23 protein-coding genes and 1 tRNA gene are annotated in these 24,478 nt (G+C 48.3%); 20 read left to right on the top strand and 4 right to left on the bottom strand.

The features are described 5' to 3' along the window. Positions 1–315: 315 nt before the first annotated feature. Both HMPREF3022_RS03510 and HMPREF3022_RS03505 read right to left on the bottom strand, forming a co-directional pair. Positions 316–391, bottom strand: a tRNA-Asn gene (locus tag HMPREF3022_RS03510). A 138-nt stretch (positions 392–529) separates the two neighbouring features. Next, positions 530–1,021: a hypothetical protein gene (locus HMPREF3022_RS03505; protein WP_049330947.1), complete on the bottom strand. Its 492-nt coding sequence runs from the start codon at positions 1,019–1,021 to the stop codon at positions 530–532. Positions 1,022–1,201: 180 nt separating this feature from the next. On the opposite strand from HMPREF3022_RS03505, the gene dapF reads away from it, so the two are divergent. The 4 genes from dapF to HMPREF3022_RS03485 all read left to right on the top strand — a co-directional run bounded on the left by dapF (position 1,202) and on the right by HMPREF3022_RS03485 (position 4,346). Further along, the gene (gene dapF / locus HMPREF3022_RS03500; protein WP_049330948.1) at positions 1,202–2,053 is read left to right on the top strand and encodes a diaminopimelate epimerase; all 852 of its coding nucleotides are present in this window, start codon (positions 1,202–1,204) and stop codon (positions 2,051–2,053) included. Then, entirely contained in the window at positions 2,050–2,652 is a 603-nt protein-coding gene (locus HMPREF3022_RS03495; RefSeq protein ID WP_049330949.1) for a hypothetical protein, read from the top strand. The genes dapF and HMPREF3022_RS03495 overlap by 4 nt, the downstream gene beginning before the upstream one ends. A 106-nt stretch (positions 2,653–2,758) precedes the next feature. Continuing rightward, complete coding sequence (cysK, locus tag HMPREF3022_RS03490) at positions 2,759–3,691, top strand: cysteine synthase A (protein WP_141756489.1); 933 nt, start codon at positions 2,759–2,761, stop codon at positions 3,689–3,691. Between the two features lie 145 nt (positions 3,692–3,836). Then, positions 3,837–4,346: a membrane lipoprotein lipid attachment site-containing protein gene (locus tag HMPREF3022_RS03485; protein WP_049330952.1), complete on the top strand. Its 510-nt coding sequence runs from the start codon at positions 3,837–3,839 to the stop codon at positions 4,344–4,346. Positions 4,347–5,167: 821 nt separating this feature from the next. Here HMPREF3022_RS03485 and HMPREF3022_RS03480 read toward each other — a convergent pair. After that, a complete protein-coding gene (locus HMPREF3022_RS03480; protein WP_049329785.1) occupies positions 5,168–5,551 on the bottom strand; it encodes a YkvA family protein in 384 nt (127 codons plus the stop codon). 463 nt (positions 5,552–6,014) lie between these two features. Here HMPREF3022_RS03480 and sdhC point away from each other — a divergent pair, with 463 nt between their 5' ends. The 16 genes from sdhC (at position 6,015) to HMPREF3022_RS03400 (ending at position 21,970) form a co-directional block, all read left to right on the top strand. Then, positions 6,015–6,392 carry a succinate dehydrogenase, cytochrome b556 subunit gene (gene sdhC / locus HMPREF3022_RS03475; RefSeq protein WP_003686156.1) on the top strand — a complete coding sequence of 126 codons (378 nt, stop codon included), beginning with the start codon at positions 6,015–6,017 and terminating at the stop codon, positions 6,390–6,392. Beyond that, positions 6,386–6,727 (top strand): succinate dehydrogenase, hydrophobic membrane anchor protein, encoded by a 342-nt coding sequence (sdhD, locus tag HMPREF3022_RS03470; RefSeq protein ID WP_003678837.1) that lies wholly within the window; start codon positions 6,386–6,388, stop codon positions 6,725–6,727. Before sdhC ends, sdhD begins: the two co-directional genes overlap by 7 nt. Positions 6,728–6,729: 2 nt before the next feature. Then, entirely contained in the window at positions 6,730–8,493 is a 1,764-nt protein-coding gene (gene sdhA, locus HMPREF3022_RS03465; protein ID WP_003686011.1) for a succinate dehydrogenase flavoprotein subunit, read from the top strand. Positions 8,494–8,612: 119 nt separating this feature from the next. Next, entirely contained in the window at positions 8,613–9,320 is a 708-nt protein-coding gene (locus tag HMPREF3022_RS03460) for a succinate dehydrogenase iron-sulfur subunit (RefSeq protein WP_003678833.1), read from the top strand. A gap of 3 nt (positions 9,321–9,323) precedes the next feature. After that, positions 9,324–9,572: an FAD assembly factor SdhE gene (locus HMPREF3022_RS03455; protein WP_003678830.1), complete on the top strand. Its 249-nt coding sequence runs from the start codon at positions 9,324–9,326 to the stop codon at positions 9,570–9,572. Positions 9,573–9,696: 124 nt separating this feature from the next. Continuing rightward, positions 9,697–10,980 (top strand): citrate synthase, encoded by a 1,284-nt coding sequence (gltA, locus tag HMPREF3022_RS03450; protein WP_003686103.1) that lies wholly within the window; start codon positions 9,697–9,699, stop codon positions 10,978–10,980. Positions 10,981–11,189: 209 nt separating this feature from the next. Beyond that, positions 11,190–14,018 carry a 2-oxoglutarate dehydrogenase E1 component gene (locus tag HMPREF3022_RS03445; RefSeq protein ID WP_070765140.1) on the top strand — a complete coding sequence of 943 codons (2,829 nt, stop codon included), beginning with the start codon at positions 11,190–11,192 and terminating at the stop codon, positions 14,016–14,018. 99 nt (positions 14,019–14,117) lie between these two features. Beyond that, the gene (gene odhB / locus HMPREF3022_RS03440) at positions 14,118–15,299 is read left to right on the top strand and encodes a 2-oxoglutarate dehydrogenase complex dihydrolipoyllysine-residue succinyltransferase (protein WP_070765139.1); all 1,182 of its coding nucleotides are present in this window, start codon (positions 14,118–14,120) and stop codon (positions 15,297–15,299) included. Positions 15,300–15,557: 258 nt separating this feature from the next. After that, positions 15,558–16,991: a dihydrolipoyl dehydrogenase gene (gene lpdA / locus HMPREF3022_RS03435; protein ID WP_049330955.1), complete on the top strand. Its 1,434-nt coding sequence runs from the start codon at positions 15,558–15,560 to the stop codon at positions 16,989–16,991. Between the two features lie 124 nt (positions 16,992–17,115). After that, positions 17,116–17,403, top strand: a complete 288-nt coding sequence (locus HMPREF3022_RS03430) for a hypothetical protein (protein ID WP_004519272.1) — start codon at positions 17,116–17,118, stop codon at positions 17,401–17,403. A 17-nt stretch (positions 17,404–17,420) separates the two neighbouring features. Continuing rightward, a complete protein-coding gene (sucC, locus tag HMPREF3022_RS03425) occupies positions 17,421–18,641 on the top strand; it encodes an ADP-forming succinate--CoA ligase subunit beta (RefSeq protein WP_004519273.1) in 1,221 nt (406 codons plus the stop codon). Between the two features lie 10 nt (positions 18,642–18,651). Further along, positions 18,652–19,542: a succinate--CoA ligase subunit alpha gene (sucD, locus tag HMPREF3022_RS03420; RefSeq protein ID WP_002221113.1), complete on the top strand. Its 891-nt coding sequence runs from the start codon at positions 18,652–18,654 to the stop codon at positions 19,540–19,542. Positions 19,543–19,733: 191 nt separating this feature from the next. Next, positions 19,734–20,168, top strand: coding sequence for an ElaB/YgaM/YqjD family protein (locus HMPREF3022_RS03415; protein ID WP_036491523.1), 435 nt, complete (start codon positions 19,734–19,736; stop codon positions 20,166–20,168). Positions 20,169–20,277: 109 nt separating this feature from the next. Beyond that, positions 20,278–20,685 carry a phage holin family protein gene (locus HMPREF3022_RS03410; RefSeq protein ID WP_070765138.1) on the top strand — a complete coding sequence of 136 codons (408 nt, stop codon included), beginning with the start codon at positions 20,278–20,280 and terminating at the stop codon, positions 20,683–20,685. Continuing rightward, entirely contained in the window at positions 20,666–20,932 is a 267-nt protein-coding gene (locus HMPREF3022_RS03405) for a hypothetical protein (protein ID WP_070765137.1), read from the top strand. The genes HMPREF3022_RS03410 and HMPREF3022_RS03405 overlap by 20 nt, the downstream gene beginning before the upstream one ends. 225 nt (positions 20,933–21,157) lie before the next feature. Continuing rightward, entirely contained in the window at positions 21,158–21,970 is an 813-nt protein-coding gene (locus HMPREF3022_RS03400; RefSeq protein WP_070765136.1) for a phosphatidylserine decarboxylase, read from the top strand. An 84-nt stretch (positions 21,971–22,054) separates the two neighbouring features. Here HMPREF3022_RS03400 and znuD read toward each other — a convergent pair whose 3' ends face one another. Beyond that, positions 22,055–24,343: a TonB-dependent zinc receptor ZnuD gene (gene znuD / locus HMPREF3022_RS03395; RefSeq protein ID WP_070765135.1), complete on the bottom strand. Its 2,289-nt coding sequence runs from the start codon at positions 24,341–24,343 to the stop codon at positions 22,055–22,057. Between the last annotated feature and the right edge of the window lie 135 nt (positions 24,344–24,478).

The following is a 24,478-nucleotide window of genomic DNA, read 5'->3' as shown; positions in this document are numbered from 1 at the left end:
AGCCGAACGCAATGTCTCGGTCGTTTTAGACAATCCGTGTGTGAAATGATGTGCCAAATTTGATGGACAAGGCCGTCTGAAAAGATGCCGTTTATTCAAAAAACGAAACAGCCCGAAACCTGATTGAAAAAGGTTTCGGGTTGTTTGCACCTGTTCGCCAGACGAAGTGAGTAGGGCGCAAGGCGTGCCAGTTTGGCGGATAGAGACCTTGGCAAAGGTCTCATGAGGATTCAGGGCTTTCTTTGGGAAAGAACAATCGTTCCTTATTCTTATTGATGTAAAAAAGCCTGAACAGGAGTTCAGGCTTTTAAAATTTGGCTCCCCGACCTGGGCTCGAACCAGGGACCTGCGGATTAACAGTCCGTCGCTCTACCGACTGAGCTATCGGGGAATGGGGCGTATTATAATGGCTGGAAAAAATGTGTCAATCCATATTTTCAAGAAAATGGTGCAAAATATTTCAAATGTTTGAATGTTAAAAATATTTTGTAATCAAGTTTCACAGGCTTCCAGCCGTTTCAGACGGCCTTTAGTATTTGGCGTTAACCAATTTGCCGTTTTGGAATACTTGTTGCTGCATCACGGTGCCGTTGTAGGCGTAAGTGGTCAGCGAGCCGTTGCTTGGCGTGGCGCGGAACTGCATCAGTTGGTTGTGGCTGAGGACGTAGGGGTCCGTACGTTTTTGGCTGTTGTCGCTGTAAAAGTCTTGGACAACGTATTCGTTGTTGCGTTTGCTGATCAGTTGGCGATGGAAGCCGCCTTTGACTGCGCTGTTGCTGGGCGTACCGTGTGCATCAAAATAGGTCACAATTTGTTCTTCTGAGATACGGATGCCGTCTGAATCTGTGCCTTTGGTGGTTTTGGTTTTATCCAAGCCGACAGGGATGTTGATGGATGTACCCAGACCGACATGGCGGCCGATGCCGGTGCCGACGCCTAAACCGACGGAAACGCCGGGCGTGCCGACTGTACATGCGCTGAGTGAAGCGGCCAAAAGGGCAGGTAGGAGAACTTTTTTCATAATGTGTATCCTTGTAATAAGAAATGTTTGTAATGTTGGAAGTATAGTATTTTTGCGGGGTGGCTGGTGTTAGTATTGGTAAAAGGGCGCAAGGCCGTCTGAAAAACAAGATAGAAACGGATATATCATTCTGGTGTAGAATGTGCCGGAATAATGATTTAATAAGAATGTGAATGAATAATGAAAACTTTAAAATTTACGAAGATGCACGGCTTGGGCAATGATTTTATGGTGGTCAATGCCATCGAGCAGGATTTTGATCCGTTGGCTGCGCCGCTTGCCCAATGGGCAGACCGCTATCGCGGCGTGGGATTTGATCAGTTTTTGGTGGTGGAGAAGCCTTCTTCTGATGCGGTCGATTTTCGGTATCGTATTTTCAATGCGGATGGTCGGGAAGTAGAGCAGTGCGGCAATGGTGCGCGTTGTTTTGCGCGTTTTGTCGCGGATAAGGGTTTGACGGATAAAACGGAAATTTTGGTCGAAACGGCCAAAGGAATTATTGTGCCGAAGCTGTTGGATAACGGTTTGGTTACCGTCAATATGGGTAAACCGCGTTTCATGCCGTCTGAAATTCCGTTTGTGCCTGCGCATGGTGAAACGGAAGATGCGCTGACACATATTGTCTTGGTCGGTTTGGAATCTGTACCGGTAAGCTGCGTGAATATGGGTAATCCGCATGCGGTGATTTTGGTTGATGATGTTGAGGCTGCGCCGGTGGAGCATTGGGGCAGTGCCATTGAATCGCACGAGCAGTTTCCTGAACGGGTCAATGTCGGTTTTATGCAGATTGAAGATGAGTTGTCCGTCCGGTTGCGTGTGTTTGAGCGCGGGGTGGGGGAAACTCAGGCTTGCGGCACTGGAGCGTGTGCGGCCGTGGTGGCCGGCGTGCGCAATGGCCTGCTGAAAGCGGGTGCGCCTGTGCGTGTTACTCTGCCTGGGGGCGAACTGTTTATCAGTTGGGAAGAAGGCGGCGATGTGCAAATGACCGGCCCTGCTGAAACCGTTTTCGAAGGCGAGTTGCAGTATTCATGATGGTTTCTTTGGATTTTTGGTTTGCCATCGCGTATGCTGCGGTATCGTTGGCATTTATTTTTCGCGCACAGCGGTTTCAATGGCTTTGGGCTACGGTGTTGTTGTGGCTGGGGATTTCGGCACTGGGCGCGCGCTTGTTGCCCGGAATGTGGGGTTTTACGCATACAGGCCCTTTGTTCATCCCTCATTTTTATCTGACAATCGCCAGTATTTTCTTCTTTATTGATGACTGCAGTAAAACGGAAGACAAAAAGTTTTGGTCGGCAGGCGAATATGCCGGTTTGACCTTATTTGCAGTTTCCAATGTCGTCATGACTTTGGCTTTTGTTTTCTTGGCAGGCGTGGTTTATTTCATCTTGCCGCTGGCTGGCGCGTTTTTTGCATGGGCGGCCTTGCTGAAAATTTATGCCTTGAAACCGATTTATTGGTTTGTTTTGCAGGGCGTGTTGATGCTGGTGTTTTATCTGCACCGTGTGGTTGTTTGCAAGCAGCCTGCCTCTCTTTTCAGTATGCGGCAGATGTGGGCAGGCTGGATGGTTGCCGTCGTGATGCAGGCTGTGGTTGCTGTTGCATTGATTTTTGAGCGAAGTGGATATTGACCGCGCTTGAACCAAAAGTTATAAAGAAAGAAATTTTCGATATTGGTTTTTCAGACGGCCTGAGTTTAATATGCAGGCTGTATTACATCTAAATCAGGAGCAGGAAATGAAAATTGCAAATAATATTACCGAGCTGATCGGCAACACACCTCTGGTGAAACTGAACCGCCTGACCGAAGGTTTAAAAGCGCAAATCGCCGTAAAACTTGAATTTTTCAATCCGGGCAGCAGCGTGAAAGACCGTATTGCCGAAGCCATGATTGAAGCGGCCGAGCAAGCCGGTAAAATCAATAAAGATACCGTTATCGTCGAGGCGACCAGCGGCAATACCGGTATCGGTTTGGCAATGGTGTGCGCGGCCCGCGGTTATAAATTGGCGATTACTATGCCTGAAAGCATGAGTAAAGAACGCAAAATGCTGCTGCGTGCGTTTGGTGCAGAATTGATTTTGACTCCTGCTGCCGAAGGCATGGCAGGCGCTATTGCCAAAGCCCAATCTTTAGTGGACGAACATCCGGGCACTTATTTCATGCCGCGCCAATTTGATAATGAGGCCAATCCTGAAGTTCACCGTAAAACCACTGCCGAAGAGATTTGGCGCGATACAGACGGTAAAGTGGATATTTTCGTGGCCGGTGTGGGTACGGGCGGTACGATTACCGGCGTGGGCGAAGTGTTGAAAAAATACAAACCCGAAGTTCAAATCGTGGCTGTCGAGCCTGAAGCTTCCCCAGTATTGAGCGGTGGCGAGAAAGGCCCGCATCCGATTCAAGGTTTGGGTGCAGGCTTTATCCCCAGCGTTTTGAATACGACTGTTTACGATAGCATTTCCAAAGTACCTAACGAGGCAGCGTTTGAAACTGCGCGCGCTATGGCCGAAAAAGAAGGCATTTTGGTGGGTATTTCTTCAGGTGCCGCGGTATGGAGCGCATTGCAACTGGCCAAAAAACCTGAAAACGAAGGTAAGCTGATCGTTGTCTTGTTGCCATCATATGGCGAACGCTATCTTTCTACACCTCTGTTTGCCGATTTGGCATAATATAGGATTGTCGTTAAAAGGCCGTTTTCAGACGGCCTTTTTTGCGTATGGGCTTGAGATATCGTATGAAATCTGTTGTAATTCAGTTAATGAGCTTTGAATACCATTATTCAAAAGTTGGTTTCTTCAACGAATCATGCTTATAATGCGCATTATGAAAAAATACATTCTTCCTATCCTTGCTGTAGCGGCACTTGCCGGTTGTGAATCGATTTATGTTCCGACTTTGAAAGAAGTGCCAGTTCGACCAACCAACGTCAAAAAGCCTAAGGCTGATTCACAAGTTTCAGCTACCGGTTATCATTTGGCTCCTTCGCATTGGGCAGATGTTTCCAAGATTCATGATGAAGCACGTCGCTTGAGTACCCAAGTGAGCCAAGGTAGTCTGACCAAAGTTCAGGCTGCACAATATTTGAACCGCTTCCGTATCCAACAAGTGGGACGCAACTCTGTCGATGACAGTATGTACGAAGTTTATCTGCGTTCTGCCGTTGACAGCCAACGTGGTGAAATTACTACCGAGCAATCCAAACAGTATATCCAAGGTGCTTTGCGCGATTGGCAACAACGCTGGAAAAACATGGATACTAAGCCAAGCAATCCTGCGTTTACCAACTTCCTGATGGAAGTTATGGGTATGCAACCTTTGAAATAAAAAAGTCATAAACTGAGAAGGCCGTCTGAATATTCAGGCAGCCTTCTTTTTATATGTATGTGTGTCGTTGAATTCTATTTAATATTATGTTTTTAAAATTTCAAAACAAACAACAGCGTTTTTTCTATTTATTGACTACGGCTGTTTTTATTTCGGTCGTTATGGTTATATGGTCTTATGCATGGTCGAAATATTTTGATTTAGGAGCGAATGAGTCAAGAGAGGCTGTAGAGATTGCAGGATTGAGTCTGTTATTGCAGTTTTTTTTATGCCTACCCTATTTTTGTTTCAAGAGATATATTTTTACTTCTCTTGCGATTACATCGATTATTAATGGAGTATATCTGTATTTGTATTGGATGTCTTCTACGTCTCCCTGTTGCGGAGATATGGGGCAGGGTTTGATTACTATGCCGTATATGTTTATTTCAAGTGTATATTTCGTTGTTTCATGTGGGATTATTATTGACTATTTGTATTCTAAGAAGGTTCAAAAAATAGGAATTCATCATAAGTTGAGATATGATGGAGAAAAGGCCGTCTGAAACCTAGATTTTAGGTTTCAGACGGCCTTTTATTTTGCTGTATTGTAAACGTTGTTTGCCGATGCAACACAAGTCTGTCTGTTCTAGTGGTGCACGATATCGCCAGTAATAAACCTATAAGGTTTTTCGAAGTGAAACTCTTACACTGTGAGAGCTAAGGTCAGGGATTCACCCTAGCTGTTGTTAAGGTAGGCTGAAAGTGCAGAGTGGTTTTTCATAGGCGATTTAGGTGTATTTGAAGAAAAAGTGTGTCCGACTTGTGGTCGGTGCATGTTGTTAAGAACCAAACAGCTTGTCAGCCGCTTGACGGGCTTTTTCTTGAATATCTTCGGTCAGATAGTTTTTCATCTGAGAATAAACCAGCGCAATGACGGCAATGTCATCGCTGAAGCCAAATGGAATCAGAAGGTCGGGAATGCTGTCGATAGGGCTGAGGAAATAAACCAGTGCGCCGACAATAATCATTTTAGCCCGTTTGGGCGTGTGTTCGGATTCCCAAAGGTAATAAAGTGCATAAAGCTGTCGGACGACAGGTTTGCCCAAGCGGCCGGCAAAGCGTCCGAGTTTTTTCATAAAGCCGGATGTGTCCAAGTTTCGACGGCGGAAGGAGGGGATGTAGTCTTCCGGATCGGGTGTGTTTTGATGAGGGGAGTGTGTCATGATGCAGCTTCCTTATAAGGTATGGAAACATTGTTGTGTTGTGCTGTATTTTAGTCCATCTAGAGATGGATGAAATGTCTTTGAATGTATAACTATGTAAGAGTAGTGGTGATAATGCAATGGTAATAAGTTAAGAATGGCTTATGCCTTTGTAAAGATTAGGTATCAAGAGTGAGAATTTATCTCACAATAGATACAATTCTCAAACAATAATGATGTTGTCTTAAGTGCTTTGATGGGGAGATGGCTTAATTGCAGGAAAGTAACAGAAAAGGCTAAGCACACAAAAAAAAAAATCTAAGAATGATTGTTTGATTTTATTAGTCTTTTGGTAAAAATCATTAGAGCATTCATAAATTGCACTGTTCAAAATGAGATAAAACAGGTAAATTATGGTTTATGTAGCTTATTGTAGTGCTGAGCTATAGGTTTTGAGCTGATAATAAATCTAGAGGAACTGACCATGTCCGCCAAATCACGCCCGGTATTTTTGGAAATTCCGAATATCCGATTGCCCATACCGGGGATTGTATCTATTCTTCACCGTATCAGCGGCGTCGGCTTGTTTGTGATGCTGCCTGTTCTCTTGTATTTCTTCTCTGGAACGCTGGATCGCGAAGCGTCGTTTGAAGCATATCGTTCTGCTATCTCCAATCCGTTTGTGAAGCTGATCCTTATCGGTCTGTTGTGGGCATATCTGCACCACTTTTTCGCCGGTATCCGCTTTCTGTTTTTGGATGTACACAAAGGCTTGGAATTAAATACTGCCCGTGCTACTGCTAAAGTTGTATTTGCTTCTGCTTTGATTCTGACCGTCGTTTTGGGAGCTTTGTTATGGTAGAACGTAAATTGACAGGTGCGCATTACGGTTTGCGTGATTGGGCAATGCAACGTGCAACTGCGGTCATCATGCTGGTGTACACCGTGGTTCTTTTGGTTGTTTTGTTTACGTTGCCTAAAGAATATTCGGCATGGCAGGCATTTTTTGATCAAACTTGGGTAAAAGTATTTACCCAAGTGAGCTTCTTGGCTGTATTCCTGCATGCATGGGTAGGTATCCGCGATTTGTGGATGGACTACATTAAGCCTTTCGGTCTGCGTTTGTTTTTACAAGTTGCCACCATCGTTTGGTTGGTAGGCTGCTTGGTGTATTCAGTTAAAGTAATTTGGGGGTAAATATGGGTTTTCCTGTTCGCAAGTTTGATGCCGTGATTGTTGGCGGTGGTGGTGCAGGTTTACGCGCAGCCCTCCAATTGTCTAAATCCGGCCTGAATTGTGCTGTTTTGTCTAAAGTGTTCCCAACCCGTTCTCATACTGTAGCGGCTCAAGGTGGTATTTCTGCTTCATTGGGTAATGTGCAGGAAGACCGTTGGGATTGGCACATGTACGATACCGTAAAAGGTTCCGACTGGTTGGGTGACCAAGATGCGATTGAGTTTATGTGTCGCGCCGCGCCTGAAGCCGTAATTGAGTTGGAACACATGGGTATGCCTTTTGACCGTGTGGAAAGTGGCAAAATATACCAACGTCCTTTCGGTGGCCATACTGCCGAACATGGTAAACGTGCGGTAGAACGTGCATGTGCGGTTGCCGACCGTACCGGTCATGCGATGTTGCATACTTTGTACCAACAAAACGTCCGTGCCAATACACAATTCTTTGTGGAATGGACAGCGCAAGATTTGATTCGTGATGAAAATGGCGACGTAGTCGGTGTAACTGCCATGGAAATGGAAACCGGCGAGGTTTATATTTTCCACGCTAAAGCTGTGATGTTTGCTACCGGTGGTGGCGGTCGTATTTATGCTTCTTCTACCAATGCTTATATGAATACCGGTGACGGTTTGGGTATTTGTGCCCGTGCAGGTATTCCGTTGGAAGACATGGAATTCTGGCAATTCCACCCGACTGGTGTAGCCGGTGCTGGTGTATTGATTACCGAGGGTGTGCGCGGTGAGGGTGGTATTCTGTTGAATGCCGATGGCGAACGCTTTATGGAACGTTATGCTCCAACCGTAAAAGACTTGGCTTCCCGTGACGTGGTTTCCCGCGCAATGGCAATGGAAATCTACGAAGGTCGCGGTTGCGGTAAAAACAAAGACCACGTATTGCTGAAAATCGACCATATCGGTGCAGAAAAAATTATGGAAAAACTGCCGGGCATCCGCGAGATTTCCATTCAGTTTGCCGGTATTGACCCGATTAAAGACCCGATTCCTGTTGTGCCGACTACCCACTACATGATGGGCGGTATTCCGACCAACTACCACGGCGAAGTTGTTGTTCCGCAAGGTGAAGATTACGAAGTGCCTGTAAAAGGCCTGTATGCAGCAGGTGAGTGTGCTTGTGCTTCCGTACACGGCGCGAACCGCTTGGGTACCAACTCCCTGTTGGACTTGGTGGTATTCGGTAAAGCTGCTGGCGACAGTATGATTAAATTCATCAAAGAGCAAAGCGACTGGAAACCTCTGCCTGCTAATGCCGGTGAATTGACCCGTCAACGTATCGAGCGTTTGGACAACCAAACCGATGGTGAAAACGTTGATGCATTGCGTCGCGAACTGCAACGCTCTGTACAACTGCATGCCGGCGTGTTCCGTACCGATGAGATTCTGAGCAAAGGTGTTCGAGAAATCATGGCGATTGCCGAGCGCGTGAAACGTACTGAAATCAAAGACAAGAGCAAAGTGTGGAATACTGCGCGTATCGAAGCTTTGGAATTGGATAATCTGATTGAAGTAGCGAAAGCGACTTTGGTGTCCGCCGAAGCGCGTAAAGAATCGCGTGGCGCACACGCTTCAGACGACCATCCTGAGCGCGATGACGAAAACTGGATGAAACATACCCTGTATCATTCAGATACCAATACTTTGTCTTACAAACCGGTACATACCAAGCCTTTGAGCGTGGAATACATCAAACCGGCTAAACGCGTTTATTGATGAGTTTTCAGACGGCCTTTATCTTAAAGGCCGTCTGAAACCTAACCATACCCACATTGAACTGCTTGAATTCATAATACAAAATCATTGGGCAGTTTATGAGAAAAGGAACACTTCTCATGGAAAAAATGAGTTTTGAAATTTACCGTTACAACCCGGACGTTGATGCCAAACCTTATATGCAACGTTACGAGTTGGAATTGGAACCAACCGACGTTAAACTTTTGGATGCTTTAGTGCGCCTGAAAGCACAAGACGATACATTGTCGTTCCGCCGTTCTTGCCGCGAAGGTATTTGCGGTTCTGACGGTATGAACATCAACGGTAAAAACGGCTTGGCATGTCTGACCGATCTGCGCAGCCTGAAACAGCCGGTTAAAATCCGCCCTCTGCCAGGTCTGCCTGTTATCCGCGACCTGATTGTGGATATGACCCAGTTCTTCAAACAATATCACTCAATCAAACCTTACGTTGTAAACGACAACCCTATCGATGCGGACAAAGAGCGTCTGCAAACTCAGGAAGAGCGTAAAGAGTTGGACGGTTTGTACGAGTGTATTTTGTGTGCCTGCTGTTCGACTGCCTGCCCGTCATTCTGGTGGAATCCTGATAAATTCGTTGGTCCGTCTGGCTTGCTGAATGCTTACCGTTTCATTGCGGATAGCCGTGATACCATCACTAATGAGCGTTTGGATAATCTGAACGACCCATACCGTTTGTTCCGTTGCCACACCATTATGAACTGCGTAGACGTATGTCCTAAACACTTGAATCCGACCCGAGCCATCGGTAAGATTAAAGAGATTATGTTGAAACGAGCCGTTTAAGAAATGATGGTTTTTGACGATATTGCCAAACGGAAAATCCGTTTTCAAACCCGCCGGGGATTGTTGGAATTAGACTTAATCTTCGGTAGGTTTATGGAAAAAGAATTCGAGCACCTGAGTGATCAGGAGTTGTCCGAATTTTCCGAAATCCTCGAATTTCAAGACCAAGAGTTGCTTGCCTTGATTAACGGACATTCGGCAACGGACAAGAAACACCTGATTCCCATGCTTGAAAAAATCAGACAGGCATGACGTGTTATAGAGCTTGTTTGCGATGCCAATCCGAACAAGCTCTTTCCATACTGAGACCGTCTGAAAAAAAGGACCGTGCCGCTTGAGCGGCAACGAAAGCCCCAACTTACAAAGGAGTTTAAGAATGTCTAAATCAGTCAAGCTCACCACCCCAAATCAAGAGACCTTGGAACTGCCAGTATTGGAAGCAAGTATCGGCCATGATGTGGTTGATATTCGTACTTTGACTAAAAATACAGGTCTGTTTTCCTTCGACCCCGGATTCGTGTCAACCGCAAGTTGCGAATCCAAAATCACTTATATTGATGGCGATGAAGGTCTGTTGTATTACCGTGGTTATCCTATCGAGCAGCTGGCCGAAAAATCTGATTACTTGGAAGTTTGCTACCTGTTGATCTACGGCGAGCTGCCTACGCCCGAACAGAAAAAAGAATTTGATGCTACAGTCAGTCGCCATACTATGCTGCATGAACAGCTGACTTGGTTCTTCCGCGGTTTCCGTCGCGATGCGCATCCGATGGCGATGATGGTTGGCGTGGTTGGCGCTTTGTCTGCTTTCTACCAAGACAGCTTGGATATTGCTAATCCTGAACACCGCAAAATTGCGATTTACCGCTTAATCTCCAAAATTCCGACCATTGCGGCAATGTGTTACCGTTATTCCAACGGTTTGCCGTTCAATTATCCAAAAAATAACCTTTCCTATGCTGAAAACTTCTTGCACATGATGTTTGCCACACCGTGTGAAGAATACAAACCTAATCCAGTATTGGCCCGCGCGCTCGACCGCATCTTTATTTTGCATGCCGACCACGAGCAAAACGCCTCTACTTCGACTGTACGTTTGGCCGGCTCTTCTGGTGCGAATCCATTTGCCTGTATCGCTGCCGGTATCGCCTGTCTGTGGGGTGCTTCACACGGCGGTGCAAATGAAGCTGTGTTGAAGATGCTGGACGAAATCGGCGATGTGTCTAATGTTGCTGCATACATGGAAGGTGTGAAACAACGCAAATACCGTCTGATGGGCTTCGGTCACCGCGTATACCGCAATATGGACCCACGAGCCAACATCATGCGCGAAACCTGTTATGAAGTCTTGAAAGAATTGGGCTTGGAAGACAGTCCTAAATTCAAGCTGGCGATGGAATTGGAACAAATTGCACTGAAAGATCCATTCTTTGTTGAGCGCAAGCTGTATCCAAACGTCGATTTCTACTCCGGTATCGTCTTGTCCGCATTGGGCATTCCAACTGAAATGTTTACCGTTATCTTCGCATTGTCGCGCAGTGTAGGTTGGATTTCTCATTGGCATGAAATGATTAGCGATCCGGCACTGAAAATCGGTCGCCCACGTCAACTGTATACCGGTGCAGAACGTCGCGATTACGTTCCGGTAGATAAACGCTAATAGACAATACATTAATATATTGTTGAAAAGTCGTTTGAAAAAATCGAATTGCCGTTTTCAATGAGGTTGGTCGTAATTAATTAAGTTGATAGCAGGTAATTTGATTTGAAATAGGGTAGAATAAAGTGTCATTTCAGACGGCCTGAATTCCGTTCGGAGAACACGGGATTCTACCCTTTGTTTATATTTTAAAGAAAAGAGCTCACGCCATGATGGACGAAAAACTCAATTTCTCTTATCTGTTTGGTTCTAATGCGCCATACATCGAGGAGTTGTATGAAAAGTTTCTGGATAATCCGGAATCTGTCGATGAAAAATGGAAACAGTACTTTACCGATTTGAGTAAACAGCCGGGCGCAGTCGCTGTCGATGTTGCCCATACACCGATTCGTGAATCATTTGCCACTTTGGCTAAAAAGAAAATTGCCGCAGCCGTCGCAGGCGGTGTGGATGAGGCGATGATGAAAAAGCAAGTCAGCGTTTTGCGACTGATTTCTGCCTATCGTATCCAAGGCGTGGGTGCAGCCCAACTTGATCCGCTCAAACGTATTCCTCCTCAAAATATCGAAGCTCTCGATCCTAAATTCCACGGTCTGTCAGATGCCGATATGGCGCTTCAGTTCAATATGGGCGAGGGCGATTTTTCCGGTCAGAGCAAACTGCCTCTGTCCCAAATCATCAGCAACCTCAAACAAACCTACTGCGGTCATATCGCGGTAGAGTACATCTACATTCCAAATACCGAAGAGCGTCGCTGGGTTCGCAATTATTTTGAAAGCGTACTGTCTACACCAAGCTACAACGTTGAACAAAAACGCCGTATCTTGAAAGAAATGACTGCTGCCGAAACTCTGGAACGTTACCTGCATACCAAATATGTCGGTCAAAAACGCTTTGGTGTAGAAGGCGGCGAAAGCGCGATTGCCGGTTTGAACTACCTGATTCAAAACGCCGGTAAAGATGGTGTGGAAGAAGTCATCATCGGTATGGCACACCGTGGCCGTCTGAATGTTTTGGTTAACATTTTGGGCAAAAAACCGGCTGATCTGTTTGCCGAATTCGAAGGCCGAGCCGAAATCAAATTGCCTAGCGGCGACGTGAAATACCACATGGGCTTCAGCTCCGACATCGCCACTCCGCACGGCCCAATGCACGTTTCTTTGGCATTTAACCCGTCACACTTGGAAATTGTTAACCCAGTAGTGGAAGGTTCTGCGCGCGCCAAACAAAAACGTTTGGGCGAAAACGGCCGCGATAAAGTTTTGCCAGTATTGATTCACGGTGACTCCGCATTTATCGGTTTGGGTGTTAACCAAGCAACATTCAACCTGTCTAAAACACGCGGCTATACCACCGGCGGTACTGTTCACATCGTGATCAACAACCAAATCGGCTTTACCACTTCCGATACCCGCGATACCCGTTCTACCGTATACTGTACCGATATCGCGAAAATGGTTTCCGCTCCGGTTATCCACGTGAACGGCGATGACCCTGAACGCGTTTGCTTTGCCATTCAAGCCGCTTTGGATTACCGCAAAAAATTCCATAAAGACATCGTGGTCGACGTTGTCTGCTACCGTAAATGGGGCCACAACGAGGGCGATGATCCGACCTTGACCCAACCGATGATGTACAAAAAAGTATCGCAACACCCAGGTGCGCGTGCTTTGTACACCGAGCAACTGATTGCCGAAGGCGTGGTAACTCAAGCTGAGGCTGACGGTTACATCCAAGCCTACCGTGATGCTTTGGACAAAGGCGAACATGTTGAACAAACAACTTTGAGCAACTTCCAACGCACACAAATCGACTGGAGCAAATACCAAGGTAAAGATTGGCGCGAACACATTGAAACTGGTTTGCCTGCTGCAGATATTGAGCGTCTTACTGAGAAATTCACAGCCGTACCAGAAGGCTTTGCCCTGCATCCGACTGCAAAACGTGTGATTGAAGCGCGTAAAGCCATGGCATCCGGCAAACAAGCCATCGACTGGGGTATGGCCGAAACCCTCGCATACGCAAGCCTGCTGACTAAAGGTCATGGCGTGCGTATCTCCGGTGAGGACTCCGGCCGCGGTACATTCTCACACCGTCATGCCGTTCTGCACGATCAAAAACGCGAAAAATGGGACGACGGTACTTATGTTCCTCTGCGCAACATGGGCGAAGGCTTGGGAGAGTTCCTGGTTATCGACTCTATCTTGAACGAAGAAGCCGTGATGGCGTTCGAGTACGGCTTTGCCTGCTCCGCTCCTGACAAGCTGACCATTTGGGAAGCTCAATTCGGTGACTTCGCCAACGGCGCGCAAGTGACTATTGACCAATTCCTGTCTTCAGGTGAAACCAAGTGGGGGCGCTTGTGCGGTCTGACCACCATTCTGCCGCACGGTTACGACGGTCAAGGCCCTGAGCACTCTTCTGCACGCGTAGAACGTTGGTTGCAACTGTGTTCTGAGAACAATATGCAAGTCATCATGCCGTCTGAAGCGTCGCAAATGTTCCACCTCTTGCAACGTCAAGTCTTGGGTTCATACCGCAAGCCGCTGGTGATTTTCATGTCCAAACGCCTGTTGCGCTTCAAAGGTGCAATGAGCCCGCTGGAAAACTTCACTGAAGGTTCGACTTTCCGTCCGGTTATCGGCGATACAGCCGAACGCGCAAGCAACGACAGCGTGAAACGCGTAGTATTGTGTGCCGGTCAGGTTTACTATGACTTGGAAGCTGGCCGTACCGAGCGTAAACTGGAAGATGATGTCGCTATCGTCCGCGTTGAGCAGCTGTATCCGTTCCCATACGACGAGGTTAAAGCTGAACTGGCGAAATATCCGAACGCAAAATCTGTGGTTTGGGCACAAGAAGAGCCGAAAAACCAAGGCGCGTTCTACCAAATCCGCCACCGCATCGAAGACGTTATCAGCGAAGAGCAAAAACTGTCTTATGCCGGTCGTCCAAGCAGCGCATCGCCTGCGGTGGGCTACTCAAGCAAACACATTGCTCAATTGAAACAATTGGTTGAAGACGCTTTGGCATTGTAAACCAAGTAGCATTCCGTCTGAGTCTGCTCAGGCGGAATGCCCATATGCAGAATTAAAAACACACAACAGGCCGTCTGAAAGGGCCATTGGAGACACAAAATGATTATTGATGTAAAAGTACCTATGCTGTCTGAAAGCGTATCTGAAGGCACGCTCTTGGAATGGAAGAAAAAAGTTGGCGAAGCAGTTGCCCGTGACGAAATCCTGATCGATATCGAAACTGACAAAGTGGTTTTGGAAGTACCTTCTCCACAAGCCGGCGTATTGGTTGAAATCGTAGCTCAAGACGGTGAAACCGTTGTTGCCGACCAAGTTTTGGCGCGCATCGATACAGCTGCTACTGCCGCTGCTGAAGCCCCAGTCGCCGCTCCTGCAGAAGCTGCCCCAGCTGCCGCTCCTGCTGCTGCACAAAATAATGCCGCTATGCCTGCTGCCGCCAAACTGGCTGCCGAGACCGGTGTTGACGTGAACGCATTGCAAGGTTCCGGCCGTGACGGTCGCGTATTGAAAGAAGACGTACAAAATGCCGCTGCCAAACCTGCCGCAGCTGCTGCTCCTGCTGTTGCACTTCCTGCCGGCGCACGTCCTGAAGAACGCGTACCAATGAGCCGCCTGCGTGCCCGTGTTGCAGAACGCCTCTTGGCTTCTCAGCAAGAAAACGCCATTCTGACTACATTCAACGAAGTCAACATGAAACCAATCATGGACTTGCGTGCGAAGTACAAAGAAAAATTCGAGAAAGAACACGGCGTGAAATTGGGCTTTATGTCTTTCTTCGTTAAAGCCGCTGTTGCCGCCCTGAAAAAATACCCGGTTGTGAATGCTTCTGTTGACGGCAAAGACATCGTATACCACGGCTACTTCGACATCGGTATCGCGATTGGCAGCCCACGCGGTTTGGTTGTGCCAATCCTGCGCGATGCTGATCAAATGAGCATTGCCGACATCGAACAAGCAATTGTTGATTACGCGAAAAAAGCCAAAGACGGCAAAATCGCTATCGAAGATCTGACCGGCGGTACATTCAGTATTACCAACGGCGGTACTTTCGGTTCTATGATGTCTCCCCCGATTATCAACCCGCCTCAATCTGCGATTTTGGGTATGCACGCCACTAAAGAGCGCGCTGTGGTTGAAAACGGCCAAGTTGTTGTCCGTCCAATGATGTATCTGGCTCTATCTTACGACCACCGTATCATCGACGGCCGCGAAGCTGTATTGACCTTGGTAGCCATTAAAGATGCGTTGGAAGACCCAGCTCGCCTGTTGTTGGATCTGTAATCGTTTCAGACGGCCTTTTATTTGTTAATGAAAAGGCCGTCTGAATTTTTATTTAGATGTAGCGTAATGTAGTATCGTGCTACAATAGGCTCAACGAACGATTGAGGCCGTCTGAAACATTTGATTCGAATGAATCGACAGATATGGACTTTCAGACGGCCTTTTCTTAAAACCATCAAAACGCAGTCATTCAAAATAAAAAAGAAACAAAAAGTATCGTTTTTATTTTGAGATACTGCAAAAGCAAAGGATGACACGATGTCTCAATATGATGTAGTAGTGATTGGTGCTGGCCCGGGCGGATACGTTGCCGCCATCCGTGCCGCGCAACTGGGTTTCAAAACCGCTTGCGTCGACGCAGGCGTTAACAAAGCAGGCAATGCCCCTGCATTGGGCGGTACTTGCTTGAACGTAGGTTGTATCCCTTCTAAAGCCCTGTTGCAATCCAGCGAACATTTCCACGCTGCGCAACACGAGTTTGCCGAACACGGTATCACTGTCGGCGACGTAAAATTCGACGCGGCCAAAATGATTGAGCGCAAAGATGCCATCGTAACCAAACTGACCGGCGGCGTGAAATTCCTGTTCCAAAAAAACAAAGTAACCAGCCTGTTCGGTACTGCTTCCTTTGCCGGTAAAAATGGCGATGCTTACCAAATCGAAGTCGATAACAAAGGCGAGAAAACCGTTATCGAAGCCAAACACGTCATCGTAGCCACCGGTTCCGTACCGCGTCCGCTGCCACAAGTCGCTATCGACAATGTGAACGTATTGGACAACGAAGGCGCATTGAACCTGACCGAAGTGCCTGCCAAACTCGGTGTAATCGGTTCCGGTGTGATTGGTTTGGAAATGGGTTCCGTATGGAACCGCGTGGGTGCAGAAGTTACCATTCTTGAAGCCGCGCCGACCTTCCTGGCTGCCGCCGACCAACAAATCGCCAAAGAAGCCTTCAAATACTTCACCAAAGAGCAAGGTCTGAGCATCGAATTGGACGTGAAAATCGGCGACATCAAATCTGAAGGCAAAGGCGTTTCCGTTGCTTACGAAACTGCTGCCGGCGAAGCCAAAACCGAAGTATTCGACAAACTGATCGTTGCTATCGGTCGTATTCCAAACACAAAAGGCCTGAACGCCGAAGCCGTAGGCTTGGAAAAAGATGAACGCGGCTTTATCAAAGTAGATGGCGAATGCCGTACCAACCTGCCTAACGTATGGGCAATCGGCGACGTGGTTCGCGGCCCAATGTTGGCACACAAAGCCAGTGACGAAGGCGTTGCCGTTGCAGAGCGCATTGCCGGTCAAAAACCGCATATCGACTTCAACAACGTACCGTTTGTTATTTACACCGATCCTGAAATCGCTTGGGTGGGCAAAACCGAAGAGCAGCTCAAAGCCGAAGGCGTGGAGTACAAAAAAGGTACTTCAGGTTTCGGTGCAAACGGTCGCGCATTGGCAATGGGCAAAGCCAAAGGTACGGTTAAAGTGTTGGCAGATGCCAAAACCGACCGTATCTTGGGCGTACACATGATTGGCCCGGTTGTCAGCGAATTGGTTACCGAAGGCGTGACTGCGCTCGAATTCTTCGCCAGCAGCGAAGACATCGCCCGCATTATCCATGCCCACCCAACCTTGTCCGAAGTGGTTCACGAAGCTGCATTGGCGGCCGACAAACGCGCTTTGCACGGTTGATAGACATTAAGGCCGTCTGAAACTTTTCAGACGGCCTTAAGGCCTCCGACAAATTGAATGTTTCGAGAGCTTCGTTTTCTGATTTATAATTCCGTCAGACAAACAAACAGCATTTACATTCATTATGAACAAAGAAATAGTCGGTATTTTCTTTATACCGATGGGCATCATCAGCATGTGTATGGCCGCATTGTGGCAGATGTATGTGATGATGACCGAAACTTATACGCTCAACCGTTTCAAAGATAAAGAATTGGTTTGGCGCGTGGCATTGTTGTTTATCAGTTTCAGCCTTGCCGTTTATCTGCTCTGCCCGAATTCGCGTAAAAAAGGCATCGTCTTTTTTATTCTCGGGGGAGGCGGCGCAACCATGTATCTGCTGGCGCGGATGTGGTTGCCCTTCAGTAAATAGTAGGGCTGTCTGAAAATATGGGATTGGCCGCAGGGCGATTCCTAAAACCCACTCACCTTAAGGAGAAATCCATGAATTTACACGAGTATCAGGCTAAAGAACTGCTGGCTAGCTACGGTTTGCCCGTACAAGGCGGTATTTTGGCACACAACGGCGAAGAAGCCGCTGCAGCTTACGACAAATTGGGCGGCAAATTCGCTGTTGTCAAAGCACAAGTACACGCCGGCGGCCGCGGTAAAGCGGGCGGCGTAAAAGTCGTTAAAAGCCGCGAAGAAGCTAAAGAAGTGGCTGAAAGCCTGATTGGCACCAACTTGGTAACTTACCAAACCGATGCCAACGGCCAACCTGTCAACAGCGTTTTGGTTTGCGAAGACATGTATCCGGTTCAAACCGAGCTGTACTTGGGCGCAGTGGTTGACCGTTCTACCCGCCGCGTTACATTCATGGCTTCTACCGAAGGTGGCGTGGAAATCGAAAAAGTTGCTGCCGAAACTCCTGAAAAAATCTTCAAAGTAACCGTTGATCCGCTGGTCGGCCTGCAACCTTGCCAAGCTCGCGAAGTTGCCTTCCAACTGGGCTTGAAAGACAAACAAATCAACGAGTTCGTCAAACTGATGACCGGCGCGTACAAAGCGTTTATCGAAAACGACTTCGCCCTGTTTGAAGTAAACCCATTGGCAGTTCGCGAAAACGGCGCGCTGGCTTGCGTAGATGGCAAAATCGGTATCGACAGCAACGCGCTCTACCGCCTGCCAAAAATCGCTGAATTGCGCGACAAATCTCAAGAAAACGAACGTGAGCTGAAAGCTTCTGAATTCGATCTGAACTATGTTGCTCTGGAAGGCAACATCGGCTGTATGGTTAACGGTGCCGGTTTGGCGATGGCCACTATGGACATCATCAAACTGAAAGGCGGCCAGCCTGCCAACTTCTTGGACGTCGGCGGCGGCGCAACCAAAGACCGCGTGGTTGAAGCGTTCAAACTGATTCTGGAAGACAAATCCGTTAAAGGCGTATTGATCAACATCTTCGGCGGTATCGTACGTTGTGACATGATTGCGGAAGCCATCGTGGCAGCCGTTAAAGAAATCAACGTCAACGTTCCTGTCGTTGTTCGTTTGGAAGGTAACAACGCCGAACTCGGCGCGAAAATCCTGAACGAATCAGGTCTGAAACTGACTTCTGCAGACGGCCTGAATGACGCAGCCGAAAAAATTGTTGCAGCCGTAAACGCCTAAGGAGAAAAGAATGAGCGTATTGATTAATAAAGACACCAAAGTATTGGTTCAAGGTTTCACCGGTAAAAACGGTACTTTCCACTCCGAACAAGCTCTGGCTTACGGCACTAAGGTTGTCGGCGGCGTTACCCCAGGCAAAGGCGGTCAAACCCACCTGAACCTGCCCGTGTTCAACACCATGAAAGAAGCCGTTAAAGAAACCGGCGCGGACGCATCTGTAATTTACGTCCCAGCTCCGTTTGTTTTGGACTCTATCGTTGAAGCCGTTGATTCAGGCGTAGGCTTGGTCGTTGTGATTACCGAAGGCGTGCCTACTTTGGACATGCTCAAAGCCAAACGTTACTTGGAAACCAACGGCAACGGTACCCGCTTGGTCGGCCCTAACTGCCCGGGCGTGATTACTCCGGGTGAGTGCAAAATCGGTATTATGCCGGGCCACATCCACACTCCGGGCCGCATCGGTATTATTTCCCGTTCCGGTACATTGACTTACGAAGCCGTGGCACAAACCACCAAACTGGGCTTGGGTCAATCAACCTGTATCGGTATCGGCGGCGACCCGATTCCTGGTATGAACCAAATCGACGCACTGAAACTCTTCCAAGAAGACCCAGATACCGACGCCATCATCATGATCGGTGAAATCGGCGGTACTGCGGAAGAAGAAGCAGCCGAATACATCCAATCCAACGTAACCAAACCTGTTGTCGGTTACATTGCTGGTGTTACCGCTCCTAAAGGCAAACGTATGGGCCACGCCGGTGCGATTATTTCCGGCGGTAAAGGTACTGCTGAAGAAAAATTCGCCGCTTTCGAAAAAGCCGGTATCGCTTACACCCGCAGCCCTGCCGAGTTGGGCACTACCATGCTGGAAGTGTTGAAAGCAAAAGGTTTGGCATAAGATTAAGTCTTTAAGCTGAATGGAAAAGGCCGTCTGAAGTTTTCAGACGGCCTTTTTTAAATTTTATTGGGTTGTTTTCATAATAAGCACTTAATTTTATTTAAATTAACGTTTATTTTGGAATAAACGGTTATAATTTATTAACAGATAAACAGTCTGTAACCATATCAACCTATATCAAGGAGAGAAGCATGAAAAAACACGATTTTGAAGCACGTCGCGAGGCTTTACTGAAAGACATCCGAGAAGTAATGGATGATGTGGAAGAGTTGTACCGCAATGGTGTTGAAGCCGGTTCGGAAGAGGGCAGCAAAGCTCGAGCCAAATTGGAAGAAAAATTGGCCGTGGCCAAAGAGCGCTTGAGCCGTTTTGAAGAAGAGGCCGGCGAACGTTTGCGCCATCATGCCGAGCGTGCGCGTGAAAAATACGAGCAGTTTGAAGAAGCGGCTCAGGAGCGTTTGAAAGAAGGCAAAGAGCGTTTTGCTGAATTTGAAGCTGATGCTGGTGCACGCTTGAAACGAGGTGCCAAACAAGCTGATGAAGTGGTGCATGAAAAACCATATTATGCAATGGGTTTTGCCGCATTGGCCGGTTTGGTTGTCGGTGTGTTGTTGAACCGTCGTTAATGTGAATATGTTAAGGCCGTCTGAACAGGCGTGTACATGAAATCATGGATTTCATTGCGCCGTGCAGACGGCCTTAGCCTTATTTTTCCTGGGAAAAAGGATAATCGAGATGGGAATTCGCCAGCGTTTTGAACATGGCAAGGCTTTGTTGAATCAGGGCGCGGATTTGCTGCTGCTGCGTTTGCAGGTATTGAGCTTGGATTTGACGCGTCAGGCGGAGAATGTGTTTCGTTTGGCGATATGGCTGGTGTTGTCCGGCGCACTGTTGATGGTGGGCTTGGTCGGTTTGCTATTTGGCTTGAACCGTGTGCTGTCGGATGTGGCGGCGTTGTGGGTATTTTTTGGCATTTTCTTCGTAAGCCTGCTGATTATTGCCGTATTGTTCCGCAAAGTATCGGCAGATTATCGGAAGCAGGGCAGTCGTGTGGCTGAAACCTTGCAGGATATTCGATCGGATATTGCGTATTTGCGCGGTGAGATAGATAAGGATGCGGACGATGAAGCAACAGGAGTATGAAGAAGCGCGCGAGCTGCTTCTTTTAGAAGCTAAGCTGGTGCGGCTGCGGATTGAAGCGGAAAATTTGAAACTGCGTAAAGAGGAAGAAAGAAAAATACGACAGGGCAATCAGTTGATTAAGCTCGCAGATGTGGCGTATCAGTTGAGTCAAACGCGTTTGCTGTCTCAACGTGCTTTGTTTTCTACATCGCGCCGTCGGCATTGGATTTGGCTGGTATTGGCGGTCATACTGGGTTTGTCGAGATAATCTAGGGCAGTGGTTTGGTCTAAATGATATTTGCAGCGAGTTGTTGGCTCGTGTGAGCCGCTTGTTGAGGACGCTGCGTCATTGTGTTGCCGAAACTGAAACTTTATCTATATTGAGTATTTTTTACAAAAGACACCGGCCTTCTGAACATTTCAGACGGCCTCAATGTTTGGAGTTTCAGATATAATGGCGGCAATTTTGAAATTATTAAATGAAGGATAAGTGATGAACCGTTTGTATCCCCACCCGATTATCGCCCGTGAGGGCTGGCCGATTATCGGCAGCGGTTTGGCTTTGAGCCTGCTGGTGTCGATGTGTTGCGGTTGGTGGTCTTTGCCGTTTTGGGTGTTTACCGTATTTGCCCTGCAGTTTTTCCGCGACCCTGCGCGTGAGATTCCGCAAAATCCTGAAGCGGTGTTGAGTCCGGTTGATGGTCGTATCGTGGTGGTTGAGCGCGCACGCGATCCGTATCGTGATGTCGATGCTTTGAAAATTAGTATTTTTATGAACGTGTTCAACGTGCATTCGCAAAAATCGCCTGTCGATTGTACGGTAACGAAAGTGGTCTATAACAAAGGCAAATTCGTGAATGCGGATTTGGACAAAGCCAGCACGGAAAATGAACGTAATGCGGTTTTGGCAACTACGGCTTCTGGTCGTGAAATTACTTTTGTTCAAGTGGCCGGTTTGGTGGCGCGCCGTATTTTGTGCTACACCCAAGCAGGTGCGAAACTGTCCCGTGGCGAACGCTATGGCTTTATCCGCTTTGGCTCGCGCGTGGATATGTATCTGCCTGTCGATGCGCAGGCGCAAGTGGCGATTGGCGATAAAGTTACCGGCGTCAGCACTGTATTGGCGCGTTTGCCGCTGACTGTGCCGCAAACTGAATCTGAGCCTAAAGCCGCAGCTCCACAAGCCGCGCCAGTTTCACAAGCTGCTCCAGCTGAAACAGTGGCAAGCCAATCTACCGAACAGCAGCAAATCGAAGCAGCGGCGGCTAAGATTCAAGCGGCTGTGCAAGATGTATTGAAAGATTAATAGTCAGTTTTAAATGATTGGCTAAAACAAGAAAAAGGTTTTCAGACAGCCGTCTGAAAACCTTTTTTGTTTGCCTGTCCGATTTTAAAACTTCACGTTCACGCCGCCGGTAAAGCTGCGGCCCATTTGCGGCGTATCAGAGAGGAAGCTGCTGTGGGCGTAAACGGATTGGTTGAGCAGGTTGTCGGCTTTGACGTACCAATTCCACTCGCCATAGCGCGTATTGCGGCGGTAGTTTGCACCGAGGTTGAGCATATGGTGTCCGGGCGTGCGCGTTTCGTAGCGGGCGAGTTTGTTTTGGGCGAACACGCGGTAGTAGTCCAAATTGGCATCGATACGGTCGGTCAGCGAGGCTTTCAGGTGGAAGCCGAGGCGCGCAGCCGGAACGCGAGGGGCGTTTTGGTCGTCCTGCGCGATGAAAGGACGGTTGCCGTAGGCGTCTTCCCTGCCGGGTAACGACGGAAGGTTTTTCAGACGACCTCTGACGTAGTCGCCGGACAGTCCGATGCGGTAGCGCGGCGTGGGTTTGAAGAAGATTTCGCCTTCCGCGCCGTAGAAGTCTGCGCCGGATTGGTTGTAGCGCACGAGCTTCATTTCGCTGTCGTCTTCGATGGATTTGGGGCCGCGTCCGTCGTTTAAGGTTTGGGCGTAAATGTAGTTGCCGAAGCGGTTGCGGTAGAGTGCCAGATTGTATTGCCAGCGGTCGCCTTCGTAGCCTAGCGCGAGTTCGATATTGTTGGAACGCTCTTTGTTGAGGTGTTTGTTGCCGACTTCAAAGGTGTTGGTGGCGACGTGCTTGCCGTGTGCGTACAGTTCTTGCGTTGACGGCAGGCGTTCCTGATGGGAGGCGGTCAGGCTGAGTTTGTGGTGTGGCGTGAAATACCAGTTGCCCGAAAGTGCGAACGAGCGGGCAGTTTGGCGGTGTGCGCCGAGGTCGGGTAGGGGTTGGTTGTAGTAGTTTTCCCGATCAATCAATGCTTTGTCGTACTGGATGGAGGCTTTTTGTTTTTCCACGCGTACGCCGCCCTCAAGCGTGAAGTTGTCCCAGTTTGCCTGTTCTACACCGAAAAAGCTGTAATGGCGGACATTGTTGTCAATCAACATCGGTTGTTGGACGGTTTCGGGAATGGCAGAAAGCGCGCTGGATTTTTGTCCCAAATATTGCACGCCCCAGCTGCCTTTCAGACGGCCTATGGGTTGGTGGCGCAACTCGATACGGGCGTTGTGTGTTTTGTTGTTGAAGAAGTTTTCTACTGCATCGCCTGCTTTTTCGTCGTGGTGGTAGTCATTGCGGTTCAGATGTACGCGCAGGGCTTCAAAACCGGGGAGAGGCTGCTTCCATTCGGCGCGGAGTTCGTAGCGTTTGTTGCGCAGGTCTATCCAAGGTTTGCCGTTGTGGGCATGGGCGTGTGCATCATCGTCGTCGTGAAAGCCGCAGCTCAAGCCCGGATTGTCGTAATCGACGTCTTCTTCGGTCAATAGGTGCGGATAAAGCTGCAAATAGCGTTTGTTAATCAAGCTCTTTTGCCAGATGATGTCGGCGTGGCAGTCGTCGTAGAGATGGCTGTGGGCAGGCAGGCCGTAGCGGTCGCGACGGTCGCTGTACGCCACGCCGAGGAAACCTTTATCCCCAACCCAAGACAGGCCGATGCTGCCGGTTTTTGAATCGGCATGGCTGTCGGGTAGTCGTTTCAGACGGCCTTCTTCTTTTTGATAGCGCGGTACGGCGTAATCGCCCGATTTGCGGTACAAGCCTTCGGTATGCAGCACGAAGTTGTTGCCCAAACCGATATTGATGCCTGCAGATGTCAGTTTTTCCAAATTGCCGCTACTCAAACGCAATCCGGCTTCGCCCGATACGCCGTTTTCAGGCATTTTTTCGGGGATTTTGCCATCGGCAACATCGACCAAACCGGCCACATTGCCCGAGCTGTACAAAAGCGTAACCGGGCCGCGCAGGATTTCGACCTGTTGCGACAAGGCGCTGTCCACCATCAGGGCATGGTCGGGCGAGAAATCCGCCATGTCGCCCGTTTCGCCGTGATGGTTCAACACTTTAATTCGTCTGCCTGTTTGACCGCGAATAACGGGAGCGGATGCGCCGCCGCCGTATTGCGAGGCATGAATGCCCGGTACGCCGTCTAAAGCATCGCCCAAGTTGACGGCTTTTTGGCGCAAGGTATCGCCGGAGATGATTTTGTCGGAGGCGGTCGAAGTGTGCAACAGCCCCGAAGTGGCGCGCGGACGGCTTTTGCCGACGACGGTAACCTCTTCCAAGTCAACCGACTGCTCGGTTTCATGCGCTTGGGAGAGGATGGGGGTGCTGATTAAAAGAATAGATAAAACAATGGGTTTGAGTGTGGTTTGTGTCATTTTAGTTTCTCATCATATTTCGAAAGGCTGTTATTATATAACATTGCGTCATTTATATGATAAGATTTTTGAGAAAAAAGGCCGTCTGAAAACGAAGCGTGGTTTTCAGACGGCCTTTAGCTTGTATGTAGGTTT

Source organism: Neisseria sp. HMSC065C04 (assembly GCF_001815375.1).
In the GTDB taxonomy this organism is placed as follows: domain Bacteria; phylum Pseudomonadota; class Gammaproteobacteria; order Burkholderiales; family Neisseriaceae; genus Neisseria; species Neisseria flavescens_D.
The sequence above is the reverse complement of the archived record's forward strand: the minus strand, read 5'-3'. Positions and strand labels throughout refer to the sequence as shown.